21 protein-coding genes are annotated in these 17,708 nt (G+C 43.7%); 10 read left to right on the top strand and 11 right to left on the bottom strand.

The window, feature by feature from the left end:
- Nucleotides 1-5 precede the first annotated feature (5 nt).
- Genes SOO65_RS13800 through aroF form a run of 9 tightly spaced genes read right to left on the bottom strand, consistent with a single transcriptional unit; the run spans nt 6 to nt 8,198 of the window.
- On the bottom strand, nt 6-1,085 hold the full coding sequence (locus SOO65_RS13800) for an AMP-binding protein (RefSeq protein ID WP_321391105.1): 1,080 nt from the start codon (nt 1,083-1,085) through the stop codon (nt 6-8).
- Nucleotides 1,073-1,921: an enolase-like domain-containing protein gene (locus SOO65_RS13795; protein ID WP_321391102.1), complete on the bottom strand. Its 849-nt coding sequence runs from the start codon at nt 1,919-1,921 to the stop codon at nt 1,073-1,075. Before SOO65_RS13795 ends, SOO65_RS13800 begins: the two co-directional genes overlap by 13 nt.
- Nucleotides 1,905-2,771, bottom strand: a complete 867-nt coding sequence (menA, locus tag SOO65_RS13790) for a 1,4-dihydroxy-2-naphthoate octaprenyltransferase (protein ID WP_321391096.1) — start codon at nt 2,769-2,771, stop codon at nt 1,905-1,907. Before menA ends, SOO65_RS13795 begins: the two co-directional genes overlap by 17 nt.
- Nucleotides 2,768-3,397: an alpha/beta fold hydrolase gene (locus SOO65_RS13785; protein ID WP_321391093.1), complete on the bottom strand. Its 630-nt coding sequence runs from the start codon at nt 3,395-3,397 to the stop codon at nt 2,768-2,770. Before SOO65_RS13785 ends, menA begins: the two co-directional genes overlap by 4 nt.
- Entirely contained in the window at nt 3,394-4,794 is a 1,401-nt protein-coding gene (locus tag SOO65_RS13780; protein WP_321391090.1) for a thiamine pyrophosphate-binding protein, read from the bottom strand. The genes SOO65_RS13785 and SOO65_RS13780 overlap by 4 nt, the downstream gene beginning before the upstream one ends.
- Complete coding sequence (locus SOO65_RS13775; RefSeq protein WP_321391087.1) at nt 4,791-5,846, bottom strand: chorismate-binding protein; 1,056 nt, start codon at nt 5,844-5,846, stop codon at nt 4,791-4,793. The genes SOO65_RS13780 and SOO65_RS13775 overlap by 4 nt, the downstream gene beginning before the upstream one ends.
- Entirely contained in the window at nt 5,847-6,740 is an 894-nt protein-coding gene (locus tag SOO65_RS13770; protein WP_321391085.1) for a 1,4-dihydroxy-2-naphthoyl-CoA synthase, read from the bottom strand.
- Between the two features lie 3 nt (nt 6,741-6,743).
- Entirely contained in the window at nt 6,744-7,427 is a 684-nt protein-coding gene (locus SOO65_RS13765; protein ID WP_321391079.1) for a ubiquinone/menaquinone biosynthesis methyltransferase, read from the bottom strand.
- A 3-nt stretch (nt 7,428-7,430) separates the two neighbouring features.
- The gene (gene aroF, locus SOO65_RS13760; protein ID WP_321391075.1) at nt 7,431-8,198 is read right to left on the bottom strand and encodes a 3-deoxy-7-phosphoheptulonate synthase; all 768 of its coding nucleotides are present in this window, start codon (nt 8,196-8,198) and stop codon (nt 7,431-7,433) included.
- A gap of 148 nt (nt 8,199-8,346) precedes the next feature.
- On the opposite strand from aroF, the gene SOO65_RS13755 reads away from it, so the two are divergent.
- The 7 genes from SOO65_RS13755 to SOO65_RS13725 all read left to right on the top strand — a co-directional run bounded on the left by SOO65_RS13755 (nt 8,347) and on the right by SOO65_RS13725 (nt 12,507).
- Complete coding sequence (locus SOO65_RS13755; RefSeq protein WP_321391074.1) at nt 8,347-8,931, top strand: RNA methyltransferase; 585 nt, start codon at nt 8,347-8,349, stop codon at nt 8,929-8,931.
- 79 nt (nt 8,932-9,010) lie between these two features.
- Nucleotides 9,011-9,370, top strand: a complete 360-nt coding sequence (gene rplS, locus SOO65_RS13750; RefSeq protein WP_321391071.1) for a 50S ribosomal protein L19 — start codon at nt 9,011-9,013, stop codon at nt 9,368-9,370.
- 67 nt (nt 9,371-9,437) lie between these two features.
- Nucleotides 9,438-10,223 carry a hypothetical protein gene (locus tag SOO65_RS13745; protein ID WP_321391069.1) on the top strand — a complete coding sequence of 262 codons (786 nt, stop codon included), beginning with the start codon at nt 9,438-9,440 and terminating at the stop codon, nt 10,221-10,223.
- Between the two features lie 65 nt (nt 10,224-10,288).
- A complete protein-coding gene (locus SOO65_RS13740) occupies nt 10,289-10,987 on the top strand; it encodes a ribonuclease HII (RefSeq protein WP_321391066.1) in 699 nt (232 codons plus the stop codon).
- Nucleotides 10,935-11,270 (top strand): hypothetical protein, encoded by a 336-nt coding sequence (locus tag SOO65_RS13735; protein ID WP_321400220.1) that lies wholly within the window; start codon nt 10,935-10,937, stop codon nt 11,268-11,270. The genes SOO65_RS13740 and SOO65_RS13735 overlap by 53 nt, the downstream gene beginning before the upstream one ends.
- An 8-nt stretch (nt 11,271-11,278) precedes the next feature.
- Nucleotides 11,279-11,977 carry a ribonuclease HII gene (locus SOO65_RS13730; RefSeq protein ID WP_321391064.1) on the top strand — a complete coding sequence of 233 codons (699 nt, stop codon included), beginning with the start codon at nt 11,279-11,281 and terminating at the stop codon, nt 11,975-11,977.
- Nucleotides 11,978-12,027: 50 nt separating this feature from the next.
- The gene (locus SOO65_RS13725; RefSeq protein WP_321391062.1) at nt 12,028-12,507 is read left to right on the top strand and encodes a hypothetical protein; all 480 of its coding nucleotides are present in this window, start codon (nt 12,028-12,030) and stop codon (nt 12,505-12,507) included.
- Here SOO65_RS13725 and SOO65_RS13720 read toward each other — a convergent pair.
- Nucleotides 12,504-12,899 carry an STAS domain-containing protein gene (locus tag SOO65_RS13720; protein WP_321391060.1) on the bottom strand — a complete coding sequence of 132 codons (396 nt, stop codon included), beginning with the start codon at nt 12,897-12,899 and terminating at the stop codon, nt 12,504-12,506. The genes SOO65_RS13725 and SOO65_RS13720 overlap by 4 nt on opposite strands.
- Nucleotides 12,900-12,968: 69 nt before the next feature.
- On the opposite strand from SOO65_RS13720, the gene rsmI reads away from it, so the two are divergent.
- Both rsmI and SOO65_RS13710 read left to right on the top strand, forming a co-directional pair.
- Nucleotides 12,969-13,796 (top strand): 16S rRNA (cytidine(1402)-2'-O)-methyltransferase, encoded by an 828-nt coding sequence (rsmI, locus tag SOO65_RS13715; RefSeq protein ID WP_321391051.1) that lies wholly within the window; start codon nt 12,969-12,971, stop codon nt 13,794-13,796.
- Between the two features lie 41 nt (nt 13,797-13,837).
- Nucleotides 13,838-14,602 carry a 3',5'-cyclic-nucleotide phosphodiesterase gene (locus SOO65_RS13710; RefSeq protein WP_321391049.1) on the top strand — a complete coding sequence of 255 codons (765 nt, stop codon included), beginning with the start codon at nt 13,838-13,840 and terminating at the stop codon, nt 14,600-14,602.
- 2 nt (nt 14,603-14,604) lie between these two features.
- On the opposite strand, the gene SOO65_RS13705 is transcribed toward SOO65_RS13710, so the two are convergent.
- Nucleotides 14,605-16,575 carry a hypothetical protein gene (locus tag SOO65_RS13705; protein ID WP_321391045.1) on the bottom strand — a complete coding sequence of 657 codons (1,971 nt, stop codon included), beginning with the start codon at nt 16,573-16,575 and terminating at the stop codon, nt 14,605-14,607.
- A 252-nt stretch (nt 16,576-16,827) separates the two neighbouring features.
- Here SOO65_RS13705 and accD point away from each other — a divergent pair, with 252 nt between their 5' ends.
- Complete coding sequence (accD, locus tag SOO65_RS13700) at nt 16,828-17,676, top strand: acetyl-CoA carboxylase, carboxyltransferase subunit beta (RefSeq protein WP_321391042.1); 849 nt, start codon at nt 16,828-16,830, stop codon at nt 17,674-17,676.
- The last annotated feature ends 32 nt before the right edge of the window (nt 17,677-17,708 follow it).

Below are 17,708 nucleotides of genomic sequence, written 5' to 3'. Positions count from 1 at the left end.
AATGATTACGCTTGGGTTTTCTTTAATTTTCCGAGGGAAGTGCGGTCGAAACTCTGAAGAATTCTTATCTCATCTATCTTAACTGGATGAATAAGTTTTGCGATTTCATTTAGGATATATGGCGAATTTTTCTCGGGGAGAGAGAGGAGCACGAGTTTTTTTCCCTTTCTTTCGTCTTCTTCAATTTGAAATTCCATTTGTCCGTACAGGTCGCGCTCAAGAAGGTAGGTTCCAAGAGTGTTTTTAAGTTGCAGAAGATTTACCAGGTGGCCCGAGATTTTAAATTCATCTCCAAGGCGTCCCAGGTGTTTAATGGTGCCGTTTAAAACTTCAGCTTTGTCCGATGTTTTATAAAATCCATCAGTATCGCAAAGATCTTTTGCCATTTGAATTTTAAGCTCACTTCCAAGAGTGAACTGGAGAGTGAAAAGAGCAGAACTCTTTACCAGAAGTCTTCCATCGACATCAGTCTTAGCATGATGAATGGGAAGGATCTGAAGCTCATCCGACTGAGGATTTTTCGCAGAGGCGAGTTGTGAACAGACTTCACTCATGCCGAAGGTCCGAATCACGGGCCAGCCAAGTTTCATCGCCTCATCTTTTAGCCCTTTACTTAAAAGATCTCCTCCGACGATGAGGTACCTTAAAGCGGGACTTGGTTTTGCTTTCATCTTTACGAGATCGAAAAGCTGGGTCGGAACAATCGTCGTAATCGTTACGTCCTTCGTTTTTTTAAGCCATGAATTTGGCTCCCAATTTCTGGCATCAACTACGCGGTAGTTTAAGAGGTGAGCACGAGCGAGAACGGAAAGGCCACCGATGTGATAAACCGGAAGCGAGAGTCCCGAAACATCAGTTTGAGTCAGTCCGAAAAATTCGTTCACGGCCCGGGCATTATTAAAGAGGGCCTCTTTGGAGATCGCATACCCTTTGAGGTCACCACCGGTGGTACCCGATGAGAAAAGCACAAAGTGATTTTTGAGATTTAAAGGTTTAAGACCTTCGAGTATTTTTGGAACAACTGAGTCATATTGAGAGTGACAGATGACTTCTGTTTCAGGCCCTTCAAAATTTACATTGAACATAGAAGCTTCCAGTCCATGTCGTTCACTTTTTTGTAGATCTTATTAGTCGCATCCATATCTGCGATGAAGCCTTCTTTATAGCCGCCCTTGTGGAAAGGGATTTGCTCTTCAAAATATCCATCAGAAATAATTCCGTGAATGTAAGCAAAGTTACCATTATCCATGAGCTCGCAATGAGCGTGCCAACGGCCCAAATCACCACCCATATAAGAACTATAAATACAGATGCAATCATCTAAAGGTTTAAACTCGCGATTGGGTTTGTAGATCTGGTAATCAAAAGGTTCGCCCTTAATGAAATCGCGGGCAGTAGGAATAATTAAATCACTCCAATCTTTTGCGAGAAGTGGATCTTCAATATAGTTAATCAACGGATAGTACTGCTCTGGAATATCGCTCATGAACTCCATAAAGCTTTTACGATCAAAGAGTGCATTGGCATCCAGGCGTACACGAATGCCTCGTTCAAGGGCGGTAAGGAAGTTTCTGTCCTGGGAATGATGAATTTTATATTTCACCACATTGCCTGTGATCTCTTCAAAGCCAGACCAAAGCTGGTGATTGAAGAACCTCTTAGGTGTGATCTTTTGAAAAAGATGATCACGCAGAAGGAGATCAAAAACCTTGCGGTCGTATTCATCTTTTTGAAACTTAAATTCCTCCAGAAATTGATCACTGCCTCTGTCGCCTAAAGGAAGGTGAGGAAAGTAATCCGCGAATAGCACTTTATCGCCTAACTGGGCCTTAAGATATATTCCGCTCTTTCTCTCCATAGAGCTCAGGCGGTTCATCTTTTTAAGGGGAGTCAGCGAATATGGGCTATAAAAAACTTTCATAGATAAAAGTAAAACTCAAGAGCGCAGAAAGCACAATGAGATGTATGCCTGAAAATTTTAGGCCTTCGTTAAGGTCCGCCCCTTTTTTCGTAAGGGTAATTTGAGTCAATTTCAGAGCGGGAATGAGGCCCAAGAAAACACAATAGATGACCTTTAAATCTCGGAAGTAATGGAGGAGTAAATAAGGTGCGAAAATGGTCACGATAATGAACATCTGATAAGTCTTGGCGGAGAATCTGGTAGCAAGAGTTCTCTTGCCAACTTCCGCATCTGTTTCACGGTCACGAAGATTATTGATCATGATCAAAGTCGTTGCGAGTAAACCGAAGACTGAGGCCAGGATAAACGAACCCCAATTTAGTTGAAGAGAAAATAGGTAAAACGATCCCATCACTGAGAAGAGACCAAAGAATAAAAATACGAAAAGTTCGCCCAGGCCTCTATAAGCAAGAGAGACCTTGCCACCGGTATAACCATAAGTCAGATAAAGTGAAATAAGACCCAGAACCAAAAACGGCCATCCACCGCGGTAGATTAGTGGAAGTCCACAGAGTGCTGCCAAAGTCACACAAGTGATGGCCCATTTTTTTACCGTTTTAATATCAACTAATCCCGCTGCCGAAACACGAGTTGGTCCTACGCGTTTTTTATCTGCACCTTTTTCAAAATCAATCACGTCGTTAAAGAAGTTCGTGGCAAGTTGAATGAAAAGCGCACCGAAAACTGCAAGCCACATATAGACCACAGACGATTCCTGTGAAGTCGACATGTAATAAGCGTAGGCAACTAGCGGAGGAAGAACCCCGGCCAGAAGAGTTTTAGGGCGAGAAGCGAGGATAAAATTTTTCATAGGATGCCTTCATTCGTAAGAATGGATTTAACTTCTTGAGGATTCTGGAACAAACGATGACCGCCGGCAATGGGGGTTACCTGAATGCCATAAGGGGCGATCACTTCTTCGGCCAGAGTGAAATACTTATTATCAAATAGGCCGACGAGATACAGGACCTGGTCCTTGTGATCTTCGAGGACCGGTAAAAAGTTCGGCTGTTTTGAGAGTCGGAACTGATCAAACAATTTCTGAGAGGCGAGGTAGCGCTCGTCCGAGATTGGACTTAAAGGGGAATCAAATTCAAAAATCGGAAGTTCATTCCAATAGTCGAAAAACTTCTCAGGCGTCATGGTCTTCAATTTTTTAAGGACGGAGTCTTCCCATTCTCTACGAGATTCTTTCTCATCATCGAAATCAAGACCGGGATGAGAATTCATAAGAACGAGTTTATTAATGTTCCAGTTTACCTTGTTGGCAAGTTCCATGGCGATTCTGCCACCCATTGAGTATCCAATCAGGGTGTCACCAGGTTTAATGTCAGGATTAAAGTCGCTAGAGTAGAGGTCATGAAGGATGACGTTATCTTGAATTAAAAATTTAAAATCTTCGGGTGAACCCAGAAAGCCGTGGAAAACGTGAATCATCTCCACTCCCGAAGGAAGTTCTCGCTTTGATCACGAGAAGGCGAAAGTTCTAATACCTTCACTTTACCAAAGTCTTTCATGTCTCTGCTGTATGACAGGTGAAGACCGCGACTTATATTTTCAAAATCGTTATCGTGTTCAAGCACAATACGCTTATCAAGTTTCAGCATATCAAAGATTCTTCCACCTTTGTTATTCATGATAATAAGGTGAAGGTTCTCCGGCATTTCACGAAGAGACGATAGATCATAGAATGTCGTCACATCTCCGAGAATACAATACACGGGTTTTGTTGTTCCCATCGCAAGTCCGATTGCCGAAGCAAGCTGACCATCAATGCCGTTGACCCCACGGTTACCATAAATCTGAAGAGGGGAAGTTTGAGTGAGTTCAAAAAAACGTATCACCAAAGAATTTCCAAGATAAACCTGATCGTTCGGTTGGAAGAGTCCTTGAAGCTTTTTAAAGGTCGCAACTTCCGACTCTGGATACTTCTCTATAAGTTTCTCTAAGGTCCAAACTGTCTCGTCTCCGATAGGAAAAGGAGAAAGCTTGTCCAGTGCATCCCAGAATTCTGTATTTTTAAGTAGTGCTTCTGAATCCATTGGGAGGACTTCTCCAAAAGAGAGTCCAGGAAGTTTGCGCGAATCAAAGTGAAAAACCGGAAGAGGTTTTTTCTCTAAGAGCCGCCAGATTTTTGTGAGGGGGGTGTGTCCGATACGAACCACGCCGTCAAAGAAGCCGGCCTCAAAAAGTTCGAGGAGTTTCTTTTCAGTTTTAAGATTTGAAAGATCACGTCCGCCACTCAAGGTTTCCGCGTAAAAGAGGAGCCCTAGTTTTGAGAACTTCTCTATCAGTGGTCTCATACTTTTATTCTCGTGAGAGAAAACAAAGAGGGGCTTTTTGACGTTTTCTAAAAACGCTGAGAAACCAGAGATGCTCTCATGGTTCACAAGGTCCATGGCATGAGGAGCGGTATCATCAACCAGTACATTGATGTGAACCGGAAACTCCAGACCTTCTAATGAGAATGTTGCAAGTTCCGAAACATCAATTTCCACATAGCTTCTGCGGCAACTACGAGTAAGTGCCTCATGATCAATTGTCTGGGGAGAGCCGGTGCCGTGAAGTTTCTTAGGACGGTCTCCACTGATAAGAACCAGAGGGTTCTCAGAGTAGAAGGCCTCAAGCATGGCCGATACACATTGAGAAACGGCGGTCCCTGAAGTGGTACAAATCCCAACCGGGTTCTTCGCCACTTTTGTGAGTCCCAGGGCCTTGAAGCTTGCCATTCTTTCGTCGTATTCGAATTTTACCTTTGATGAATCAAAGATTTTCAAGAGATCGTGATTACGAGCTCCAGTACAAAAAAAGATTTTCTCCAGGTTCATTTTCATAGGTAATGCTTTCGGATGGTGTTTCGTTTTAAATGAATCTCATCCATTTCTTTTAAGAGAACTGAATCCGGCACAACTCCACCGCCACTTTCAATGAAGAGATGTTTTCCTTCCCATTGAACGTTTCTGATAGAGACCACGAATTCCTTCACATCTTTTTTAATAAGACCAAAGGCCGAACCAAAATAACGATGCGGATATTTGGCCCCATAATTGGAGTTCTTCAAAAACTGAAGAGATGAGGTCTTTGGATATCCACCCAGGGCCGCAGTAGGCGACATAGTATTTGTAAGGGCGGTGAAATCGATATCATCGTTTGCACGGGCCACCATATCTGTTTTTAAATGCACGATACTTTTATAAGGATGAATCTTCGTATCATCGATCTTCAAATCTGACGTGAAGCCAGCGAGCTTTTCTTGGATGTCCTGGATCACAAGATTGTGCTCAATTCGGTCTTTCGAAGACTTTAAGAGTTCTTCTTCAAGACCTATCTTAGCAGTTCCTGCCAGAGCGAAAGTCGTAAGGACATCGTTCTTAACTTGATAAAGAAGTTCCGGCGTACTGCCAATCACACCATAGTGCTGGTTCCAGTAACCGTACGGCGTGCCAACGCCGAAGCTAAAGGCCTTGTGAATAAGATTACGAATGGTCTTTTCGCCCTCGAAATTTTCATAATTCTCGCGGGAGACTAAAACCACTTTTTTAAGATTAAATTTGAAAGCACTTTTTAAAAGTTCAAAGTCCTTCTCGTAAATATCATCGTCGTTTGAGATAGGACTATGATCCGTCTTCTCATACTTGAATTCGGCCTTAATTTCATCGAGTGAAAACTCTTTCACTGAGATGGGATTATAGGCGAGGTAAGATTCCTGATAGAAATCTTTCAAATAGAAAACTGGATTTGCAGTAGGGAAAAACCGATCCACCAGAAGGCTTGATCCACCTTTGGCAAAAGTAATCGACTTCCCATCATGCGAGCATAGGAAGGCACCGGTTTCAAAGAAATCACGATCAAGCCATTGTGATAATGCTGATGGTGACTCGCTCATTTAGTATACCCAGGGAAATTTCTCGAAGTCCGCCTGACGCTTCTCAAGGAATGAATCTCTGCCTTCTTGAGCTTCTTCCGTTCCGTAAGCAAGACGTGTTGCCTCACCGGCATACACTTGCTGGCCCACCAGACCGTCATCAATCAGGTTAAATCCGAACTTAAGCATCTTAATGGCAGTCGGAGATTTTTTACAAATCGTGCGTGCCCACTCAAGACCAACTTTTTCAAGATCGGCGTGAGGAACAACCTTATTGATCGCACCCATTTGAAATGCTTCTTCAGCTGTGTACTGGTGCTCAAGGAAAAACACTTCACGACCACGTTTTTGACCAACTTGGCGAGCAAGATAGGCCGAACCGAATCCGCCGTCGAAGCTTGCGACACGAGCGTCAGTTTGCATGAAGATCGCATGCTCTTTTGAAGCAATCGTAAGGTCACAAGTTACATGAAGTGAATGTCCACCACCCACGGCCCAACCAGGAACCATGGCGATAACAACTTTCGGCATGAAACGAATCATGCGCTGAACTTCAAGAATGTGAAGGCGACCATGGGCCACCGGCATTTTTGAATTGTTTGTTTCTTTATATTCGTAACCCGCTTTACCGCGAACGTTTTGATCTCCCCCTGAACAGAAGGCCCAGCCTCCGTCTTTAGACGATGGTCCGTTACCAGTAAGAAGAATCACGCCCACATCGTTTTTACGGTGTGCCCATTCAAGAGCAGTTAGAAGTTCATCTACTGTCTGAGGACGGAAAGCGTTTCTTAGATCCGGACGGTTGAATGCGATACGAACGGCACCCGTATCTTTCGCTTTATGGAAAGTGATGTCTTGAAATTCGAAGTCAGTGATTTCCGTCCACGCTGATGGATCAAAAATAGGAGAGATCATTTCTTAACCTTCGTTGTTAGCAAAGTAGATGTAAGCAATTCCACCGAACACAGGAATGCAACCGTAGTTTTTGAAAGACATGTTCGCTTTCATGATATCTACGAACTTCTCTGCTGAAGGGAACGTCTCAGATGAAGCGATCAGATACTCGTAAGCATCTTTACGTTTTGAGATGAGGCCGAAAACCGGCACATACATCTTAAGCATATTGAAGTAGGCCTTCTTATAAAGACCGTTCTTCGGTTGACCGAATTCCAGAATATAAACGCCGTTAGACACGCGGCCAAGTTCTGAAAGACCAAGGCCAAGGTTCTCAACGTTTCTGATCCCGAAAGAGATCGTTGTGATATCGAATTCTTTGTCCGCGAATGGAAGCTTTTGAATGTCGGCAACTTTGAACTCAACTTTTTGAGACTCAGTTTTAGCGCGCTCATTGGCGTATTCAATCATGCCTTCTGAGAAATCAATTCCAACCACTTTGCCAGAGATAGATTCTTTAAGCTTGAAAGCGATGTCACCTGTTCCAGTGGCACAATCAAGGGCAGAATTTGGTTTCTGCTTAAGAGCGAAGTTAATAAATTTCTTTTTCCAAAGACGGTGAGTTCCCACTGAAAGTACATCATTCAATAGGTCGTACTTAGGAGCGATGTCATTGAACATCTTGTTTACAAATTCGGCCTTTGCCATGGATTACATCCTTAATTCTTTGCCAAAAATCGGAGCAAGTTTATGAAGCTTCTGAACCATTTCATCAAACTGAGGGATATTCAGGGCCTGTTGACCATCTGATAGGGCAACCGCCGGCTCAGGATGAACTTCTACGATAAGACCATCAGCTCCTGCAGCAACCGCCGCGTAAGCAGCGTCAGCAACGTATGGAGTTAGTCCCATTGAGTGAGAAGGGTCCACGATAATTTTGAAGGGAGTATTTTTCTTTAAGTAGATCACAGAACCAAGATCCAGAAGGTTTCTTAGTTTGTTATCGAAAGAGCGAACACCGCGCTCACAAAGAATGATGTTCTTTTCACCCAGGTTGAAAAGGTATTCGGCCGCTCCAAGCCACTCTGAAATAGTCGCTGAGAAAGCACGCTTCAAAATAACCGGACGTCCATAACGCGAAAGTTCTTTTAGAAGTTCGTAGTTATACATATTACGCGCGCCCACTTGGAACACACTAGTGATAGGAAGAAGAGCTTCAATCTGACGAGCATCAGTCACTTCTGTGATGAAGTCGAAAGGAATTTCTTGCTTCATTTTTTTTACGATTTCCATGCCTTCATCGCCCATGCCTTGGAATGACTTGGCGTTGGTGCGCATTTTATGAATACCACCGCGAATTAAACGCGGACGGTTCTCGTTCATGAGAATAGTTCTTAGTTGATTTTCTGATTCAACGGCACACGGGCCGGCGATCAAAAAAAGCTCGTTCGAGCGGAAGTTTAGGGCGTTGTTTTCCATAATGATTTTAAACCTTGCAGGGGTTTGTTTTTCGGTAACTCCTTTTAGCTGATTTGGCAGTTAATGGAAAGCGTAAAGAGAGCGATTTCTCCTAGACATTCTGAGAGTTTAGGGCCAAAACCGAAGCTCTCAAAAAAAATGGATGTATATGGCCCTACCAGTTCCTTGTTATATTGGCTTAGTTCACGGTCCTATTCGCTCGAAAGAGGGAAAAGAGATCACTACGTCAGTCACAAATCTTGATATTCACGATATCGCTCGTTCTGCTCGTACGTTTGGGTTTAAACGATATTTTTTGATTACCCCAATCAAGAACCAGCAATCGATGGTGAAAAAGATTTTAGGTTTCTGGGAAGCGGATAGTGGACTTATTTACAACCCTGATCGCAAAAACGCCCTTTCTGAGGCCGAGGTTATTGATTCTATAGAACTTGCTATCGAAGAAATCACCCGGATTGAAGGAAAGAAGCCATGCGTTGTAGTTACCGGTGCGAACTTTGATAAATACGAAGGGCAGGAAAAAGAGCTACTGCACAAGTTGGCCCTTGACGGTAACCCTATGTTCTTGTTATTTGGTACAGGATGGGGATTAACTGCTCCGGTTGTTGAACAGGCCGATTTTCGGCTAGAGCCTATTTTTGGCATAGCAAATGACGGATATAATCATTTGTCTGTTCGGTCAGCTGTAGCGATCTATTTGGATCGTCTAGCTAGAGCCTCTGGTTCCATATAATAATTGAACTCGCAAGAGTTCCTTCCCGTCCCTCTGAGCACATAGTTAGCTGAATGGACGGATACGTTGTGGAGACGTTATGAATTTGATTGATGTTGTTGAGAAGAAGTACGCTAACCCAAATGCTTCAAAGTTCGCTGAGTTCAAAACTGGTGACACTATTGAAGTTGGCGTAAGAATCAAAGAGGGTGAAAAAACTCGTGTTCAGGCATTCCAAGGTACTTGTATTGCTATGAAACACCCGGGCCAAATGAACGGTCACTTCCGCGTTCGTAAGATTTCTGACGGCGTTGGTGTTGAGCGTGTATTCCCGTTCCACTCTCCAGCAGTAGAGAGCATCACGATTGTATCTAAAGGTAAGTCTCGTCGCGCTAAGCACAACTACCTTCGTACAAGAACTGGTAAAGCTGCTCGCGTTGCAATTGATTACTCTCGTTAATCACAAACGTGAAAACTTAGGCCCCTTTTTAGGGGCCTTTTTTTTTGCCTGAAGATACAACTCATGAATGAAAATCATCCTCATTCTTGCAGTGATGTTCTCAATACAGGCCCACTCCCAAGTTCTCGCCCCCAGGGAACCTTACACCACTGAATCCTTCTTTGTTCCTTCCACTGAATCACAGACACTTGCGGGTTCTCCGATTGAAGATACGGCCCTTGAAGCTCAGGAGATGGAAGAGCCGATCGCAGATCCAAAAAATTTAGAGCCGAAAGAAAAGCGCACGACAGCGACCAATCGTAGGGATTCCTTCGGAACAGTGATGTTGGGTTACCAGGTACTGAATACTTGGGTGCCGGCGAAGAAGACACTTTCATATACTCAAAACTTTACTGAACACTGGGGCCTTGAACTTGAATACGCGAGTTCAAAGTTCAGCATGGATATTGCAGGAATTGATCTTGGTCGAGTAGAAGAAGATCGTTATTCACTCTTGGGGAAATACTTTGTAGGGAACAGTTTTTATTTTAACTTTGGTGCCTACGTTTCAAAGCTCGAGATTTTTGTGGGTGATAAATTTGCCGACACTTTTGGAAATAGAATCAACCAATCTTTCATCATGGACATTTACGGAGCGAGTTTCGGGGTAGGGAACCGTTGGATTTTTGATAACGGGATTTCTCTCGGCGTAGACTGGCTTCGTTTCAATATGCCGCTAGCGACTTCAACTAAACAAAGAGTTTTGAAGAGACTCGATGCAGAGAACAGTGATGACATTAAACGTGTGGAAAAAATCTTTAAGAACTTTCCGGCGTTCACTTTTGTAGGACTCAACATCGGTTATACTTTTTAACGCGAAACGCGTCATGGAATTTCTTCTGACGAAGTGACGATCTCTGTCGTATAACTCCGTCTCCCATGATCGAACTGAAACTCATTCCAACTTTCCCTCAGGAAATTATCGCCACTGATGAAGTGGGCCGTGGTCCTTTAAGCGGACCGGTGGTTGTTGGAGCAGTTCGTCTCTACGTTGAAAACGCCGATGCACTTAAAGCTCTTCTGAAATTTTTAAAACCTAAAGGTGTGACGGATTCAAAAAAGCTCACGGCCGAAAATCGATTGAAGATTTTAACGAAGCTTGGCGCCCATGATCTTTCATTCAGAAAAAAGAATGTGCTGAATCTTAAAGGCGTGGATGTGAGTTATGTCACCTGGGAAATGTGTCACAACACCATTGATAAAGAAAATATTCTGGCCGCAAGTCTTCGTGGAATGAAAGAAGCATCTGAGTTTCTTTCAGAAACGGAAAAAAATCTAACCACCGTTTTAATCGACGGGAACATGAAGCTTCGTTGGGGTACAGAATCATCTCCCTGGAAAGAAATTCCAATCGTGCAAGGAGACTCGAAGTCTCTCTTGATTGGTCTGGCCTCCATCATCGCCAAAGAAAAGCGCGATGCTTATATGAAAGAGATGCATGAGCTTTACCCACAATACGGATTCGCTTCAAACGCCGGTTACCCAACCAAGGCCCACCGTGAGGCACTTGAAGTTCACGGGCCCTGTGAAATCCATCGCAAGACCTTCAAAGGCGTTAAAGAATTCGTCACAACTTGAAAATAATTTCTCGCTTACTTTTCACGCTGAAGGCGTGCCGCTTTTAGTTTCTCCTCAATTACTCAGGCTAAGAAATCTCGGACAGCTGGATCTCGCCCGCATGAAAAAAGACCGAGAGGGATGGACGGTAGAAGTCGGTGAGGTGAAAAGTTCTGAGATGGGGCAAGAGATGATGGAAAGATTTCAAAAAAAACGCATTCACTCTGCTCAGAATTTTCTCGCCGGAATATTCGGAGTGAGGACAAAACTTATTTCTCTCGTGAGATCCGAATCTGAGTTATAAATGAGTTCATGATTGAACTTAAACTCCTCTCAGATTTTCCTCAGGAAATTATCGCTCTCGACGAAGTTGGTCGCTCTCCCTTGAGTGGGCCTGTGGTAATCGGAGCGGTGAGAGTGATGATTCATTCAGCAGAAGAACTGGGACTTCTTGTTCGCTCTCTTAGGCGCAATGGAGTTAAAGATTCTAAAATGCTCACTCATGAGCATCGTGAAGAGCTTCTGCAGAAATTCAAGGCCCCGGTTTTAAATTACCGGGAGAAGCGATCATTTGTCTGGAAGGGGCTAGAGGTTCAATACGTCACATGGGAAATGGATCATGTGATCATTGATAACGAAAATATATTTCAAGCTTCCATGCGTGGAATGAAAGAAGCGGCCGAATTTCTAGCAAGTGAGGATAAAAGCCGCACGACTGTTTTAATCGATGGCCAATCAAAACTTCGCTGGTCAGGAGAACCACATCCCTGGAGAGAAATCCCGATTGTGAAAGGGGACGCAAAATCTCCACTGATAGGTCTTGCTTCGATTATCGCAAAAGAGAAGCGAGATGCTTTTATGCGTGAGATGCATCTGTTGTATCCGCAATATGGTTTTGATTCTAATTTTGGATATCCTACGCCTTTTCACCGTAAAGCGATTGAAGAGCACGGCCCTTGTCTCATTCATCGCAAGAGCTTCGGCAAAGTGAAAGAATTCGTAGTCGAATAGTCAGGTTTGTATCTTTTGCAAAAAGTCAGGAAGTTAATTAATCTATTTCTATGAGAAAATTCTTGGCCGTATTTTTAGTCGTTCTTATGTCCTCAAGCCTGGTAGGAGCTCAACAAGCTCGCGCCGAAATCCCGGTTAAGGCCAAAGCTTTCCTTACCATTGCTGGTTACGGTGCTGGTGCAGGTGCCTTATTAGGTGCCGCTTCTATGGCCTTTGGAAACTCTTCTCGCTCAATTGCTCAGGGTGCCTCTCTGGGTCTTTATGCCGGTATTCTTTTTGGTACCTACATTCTGGTCTCTCATCATCAGAAGCGTTACGGTTCTTACGATGACAATTCTTCTCCTTACCGCGATTCAAGCGATATCTACGGTGACGATTATCAAAACTCTGAAGGCGGTAGCAATACTGATGAGGACGATGGTCGTGGTGGTTTCTTTGATCGTTTCCAGACGATGCAGCAGAAATTTGCACAAAAAAAAGGAGGGAACATCCCTCCTATTACACTTAACTTATTACAATATAATTTCTAGTTTTCGAAAGTTTGATTACGGTTACCGAAACGGGTATTTAAATTCTCCGTATCGTCGTTATCAAAGTTCATAAGCTCAGCAACATAATCAGCTTCGTTGATCGAGTAGAGGCGGAAGATTTTAAGAAATTCCGGCTTTACGTTCGAAAGATTAACGTTTGCCTTGCGGTTTTCTTTCAAGAATTTTACTGTCTCAACAAAATGACAAATACCTGATGAGCCCACGAAATCGATGGCGCCCAGGTCGATAGTAATTTTAGCGTTTGGGTTATCGTTGGCGATAGTTTGAAGTTCATTTCGGAGAGGTAGGCTATGATCGTAGTTCAAATCCCCCTGCATATGAACGATAATATTTCCACTGGCGTCTCGAAGAACATTGGCCTTCATACTCATGGGGTCATCTCCTTTGGTGTCATGCCCGTACCTGTAAGATTTTAACACGAGACTTAAAAGGGGTTTAGAGTGGGAAAAATCATTCTCTTAAACACGCCTATTGGGAATCTTGGGGACATGACCCCTCGAGTTTCTGAGGCATTGAAGACCGGAGTGCAATTTGCCGTGGAAGACACTCGGGTATTCAAGGACCTTTTAAATCACATCGGAGTCAGTCTTCAGGGCAAAAGAATTGTTTCTCTTCATGATCAGTCTGAGGGAACTCAGATCGGAAAATTAATCGAGATGGCCCGTCATGATGATCTTTATGTGGCCTCAGAAGCAGGTAGTCCGATTGTTTCAGATCCTGCATATCCACTAGTTATTGCGGCCTACGAGCAGGGGATTAAAGTTGAATCTTATTCCGGAGTATCATCTCCAATTATGGCCCTCGAGCTTTCAGGCCTGCCACCCATTCCATTTCAATTTCATGGATTTCTTCCTCGAGAAAGTGGGAAACGCGCCAAGATTTTCCAGAACGCGGGTTACGGCACTCATATCTTTTTTGAGGCCCCCACTCGTGTGGAAGAGACCTTGGATGAACTCTCGGAGATTTTGCCTGAAGCAGAGCTGGCCGTGGTTCGTGAGCTTTCAAAGAAGTTTGAGCAGGTGATTAAGCTCAAGGCCGGCGAATGGAAAGAGCGTAAGAAAGAAGTGAATTTCAAAGGGGAGTTCATTTTTTTATTCCATAAGAAAGAAGAAAGTGCGGCCTTCTCGAGTGAGATTCGTGACCTTGCCCAAGAAATTGTGGCAACAGGGGCCACTCCTAAACAAACCGCAAAATTACTGGGTTTAATTCTTGATCGTCCAACTAAGGATATTTACTCGGAAATCTCTCGAGGAAAACGGCAGGACTAAGACTAGTTGAGTAATATTTTTATTCCTTTTACAATAGAAGTATGAAAATCCAGGTTCTTGGCGGTCATGGAGGACTCGCAAAAGGTTTTGCGACTACCTCTTACCTGATCGACGACACATTATTGATCGATGCTGGTGCTGTCGCTTCTATGCTAAGTGTGGAAGAGCAATGTCGTATTGAGCATATCCTGATTTCTCACTGTCACCTGGACCACACCAAAGATCTGGCCTTTATTTGCGATAATTGTTTTGGGTTAAAACCCAGACCCTTTGAAGTCTTCACTCATGCAACTGTAAAAGACATCATAAAAAAGCATCTTTTAAACGATATCATCTGGCCCGATTTTACCAAACTCCCGAACGCTGAAAAACCGACCATGCGGATTAATACCGTGGAGAGTGAGACGACTTTCAAGTTAGGCGAATACTCGGTCACTCCAGTTAAAGTGAATCACGATTACGATGCTATGGGGTTCATTATTGAGAAGGGCGATAGCGCTGTTCTTTTCACGCTTGATACAGGTCCCACTGAAAGGATCTGGGAAGTGGCAAAGGGTCTAAAAAATCTCAAGGCGATTTTCACTGAGGTGAGTTTTCCGGACGAGCTTCAGAAGGTGGCAGATGTCTCAAACCATTTAACGCCGCAAACTCTTCGTGATGAATTAAAAAAGATGCCGGCCAATGTTCCGGTGATGCTCACACATCTAAAGCCAAATTATCAGAAAGAAATTCTTCTCCAGATGGAAAAATTAGGGGAGAAGAGAATCCACGTTCTCGATCAAGACGGTTCTGTTTTTAACTTTTAATCTTACTTGATACCCATTGCCGATGTGTCGTTACCCATACGGCTTGGCATTTGTGGCTGCTGACTTGCGGCCCCACGGTTGATTGGCTGAGCAATAGGTGGAGCTTTCACTTCGTCGCCTTTAGGGATCGTTACACAATCAGATCCAACGGAATTACCGTCATCTCCAACCAGGTCTGCGCAGACTTTATATTCTGAAGTGATAATAGGCACTGAAACATCTTCTTTGTTTTCGTTCTCAGAAAGAATCTCAGTTCCTTTGTCTTCTGGCTTTTTCTCTTCCGGTTTCTTTTCTTCTGGTTTCTTTTCTTCTTCATCCAGACCGGCAATCTTCAGCTCTGACTTTTTCTCTTCTGTTTTAGTGGTTTTCTTTTCACCATTAAAACCAATACGCTTCCACACAATTTTTTCGCTTCCGCGATCTGTTGTCGTAGCATGCACGTTTTGAGACTTACCAGATTTCTCTTTCAGTTCCAGTTTGATACCTGGTTTCTTTGAAGGAGCAGGGTCGGCCACAACAGGAGATTCTTCGAATGTCACTGGACATGTAAGTTCCTGAGGTGGTTTTTTATCAAAGCCCACTTTAACTTTGATTTCTTTCACGTCTTTATTTTCAGGCGAGAGATTTGGCACTTCATCCGGATAAGCGACCTCTTCACCATTGCTGAAATTGTAGATACAACCAAATTTAGGTTCACCTGGCTTCTCTTCTTTCTTTTCTCCTTGTTCAACAGGAGGAATCATACAAAGAACATTCACACAGGTATATTTTGATTTCGGTTCAGCGACAATTTCAGGTTTCTTCTCTTCTGGCTTGGTCGGCATGGTATCGTTTGGACACAGGGCCTGATACTCAGAAGGAGCCGAGGTCTTTACGTCTTTTAGAAACTTCTTATAGAAAGCATCGATAGCACCACCACCGGAAGATTTGCTGATTTTCCCGGAAGTCGCGGCATCACGAAGTTTTTTAAAGATTGTCGTATCAATATCAATTTTTGGTTCTTCACAAATACTGGTCTCGGCCACCATCTCAATCATACCGAAACAAGTACGGTGTGGTCTGATGCGATCGTGATACTCTTTGTTCGTCCCATCCGGTGAAGTTTCGCAGATACAATATTGATAGATGAACTTCTGAACATTGGCGAAAGCATCGGGTTTTGCCACCAGACGTTCTCTTAAATGCTGGAGACGTTTTTCTTTAGAGTCAGTTTTTGCTTCGGCCGTATCTGAAAGGGCCGCTTTCATACAATTAAGAGCAGAGTTGTGAGATTCCGGAATCCCGGCCGGGACACAGAACAGAGATTTTTCGCTCTCACTCTTATAACCGAAGATGACCGGGTTACAGGTAATCTGATTTCTTCCGGTACAACCATCCTGCTGAGCATAGGTCATGCTCTCAGGAACTGAGCCCGGACTTTTTGGATTGATGAAACTTGGGTGAACACACAGAGCTGGTTTACCCTGCATCTCAGAGACCCAACCGGCATAAATACATTTGCTGCTCGATTTGGTCGTAACGTTCTTATAAAACTCATCGGCCAGTTGTTCCCAACTTTTTTTGGGCCTTGCCAGAGAGGCCGGAACTTTTTGTTCAACTTTGGCCGGCTGTTTTAAAACCAGTGGAGTTGTGTCTTTTGGTTTAGGAAGAGCATCAGCGAGAGTGACACCTTTACCTTGAGTCTGAAGAAGGTTAGTCGTATCCGCGTGGGCCTCATTCATTAAGAATGAAACCACTTTCCTCATCATGCTTGTATAAAGACGATAGCGATTTTCATTGTAGCCATAGGTCGCCACTTCATATTGATAGCTTTCTTCGAGCTCAACCACGAATTCCATGGTTTTGATGATGACTTGTTCTTGTTCCGAGTCGGTAAGGTAGACAAAGCGATCGTGCGACATGATCGGAGACCGCGCGTGTGCTCCAAAACATACCAGAACAATCGTAAGTACTAAGAAATGGATTTTAGACATAATCCTACCTTGCTTAGCTTTTCGGAATTTCTCGGATTCTCTTAATAGAATAGCTGAGGATTTACTTGAGTGCCTCATTTCTAGGGCCACTCTTTGGGGAAGTGCACAATTTTAGTCACTTAGATGGGTCTCTGGGCCTAAAATCCGTCTATTTTCTTGATTTTACGCCAACAGATGCTGGCATTTTCCTTCTCAAAGGGGTTCGTCCCATTCTAATATTGGGTTTCTTAAAATTTTGAAAGGAAGGGATACATGGGCTGGTTTCATCAGGTCAAAAACCCAAAATTGAAGAACGTTAAAAAGATCGCCTCAAATACTCCGGTAGGTCTTTGGAAAAAATGTAACCAATGTGGAGAGATTCTCCAGACAGATAAACTTGAAGAGAACCTGAACGTTTGTCCTCTGTGTGATTATCACTACCGTATTTCAGCATACGAGCGTATTGCCGTTATGACTGATGAAAATAGCTTCGAAGAAATTTCTCCGGACCTAATTTCTAACAACCCACTTCAGTTCCAGGACAAGATGCCTTACGTTCAACGCCTTCAGGCCGCGATCAAGACAACTGGTCTTAAAGACACAACTGTATGTGGTACGGCCACTATCGATGGAAGGCCAGTTGCTCTAGCAGTAATGGACTTCCGTTTCATGGGTGGTTCAATGGGTGTAGTAACAGGCGAGAAAGTGGCCCTTGCTATGGACATTGGTTTTGAGAAGAAAATTCCAGTAATCGTGGTTTCATGTTCTGGTGGTGCTCGTATGCAGGAAGGGATTCTCTCTCTTATGCAGATGGCGAAGACATCAGCATCACGTGCTCGTCTTAAGTCTGCAGGCATTCCTTATATTTCAATGCTGACAGATCCTACGACTGGTGGTGTGGCCGCAAGTTTCTCTATGCTTGGGGACATCAACATTGCTGAACCAAAAGCGCTCATCGGTTTTGCCGGTCCACGCGTCATCGAACAATCAATCCGTCAGACACTTCCAGAGGGCTTCCAGCGTTCTGAGTTCCTACGCGATCACGGTTTCATCGATCGTATCATTCACAGAAAAGACCTGAAAAAGGAACTGAGCTTTTTTGTGAAGATGTTTACTCCGTAATTTCTATGCAAGATATCGTTCATTGGCTCCTG

It is taken from the genome of Peredibacter starrii (genome assembly GCF_034259205.1).
Lineage (GTDB): Bacteria > Bdellovibrionota > Bacteriovoracia > Bacteriovoracales > Bacteriovoracaceae > Peredibacter > Peredibacter starrii.
The sequence above is the reverse complement of the archived record's forward strand: the minus strand, read 5'-3'. Positions and strand labels throughout refer to the sequence as shown.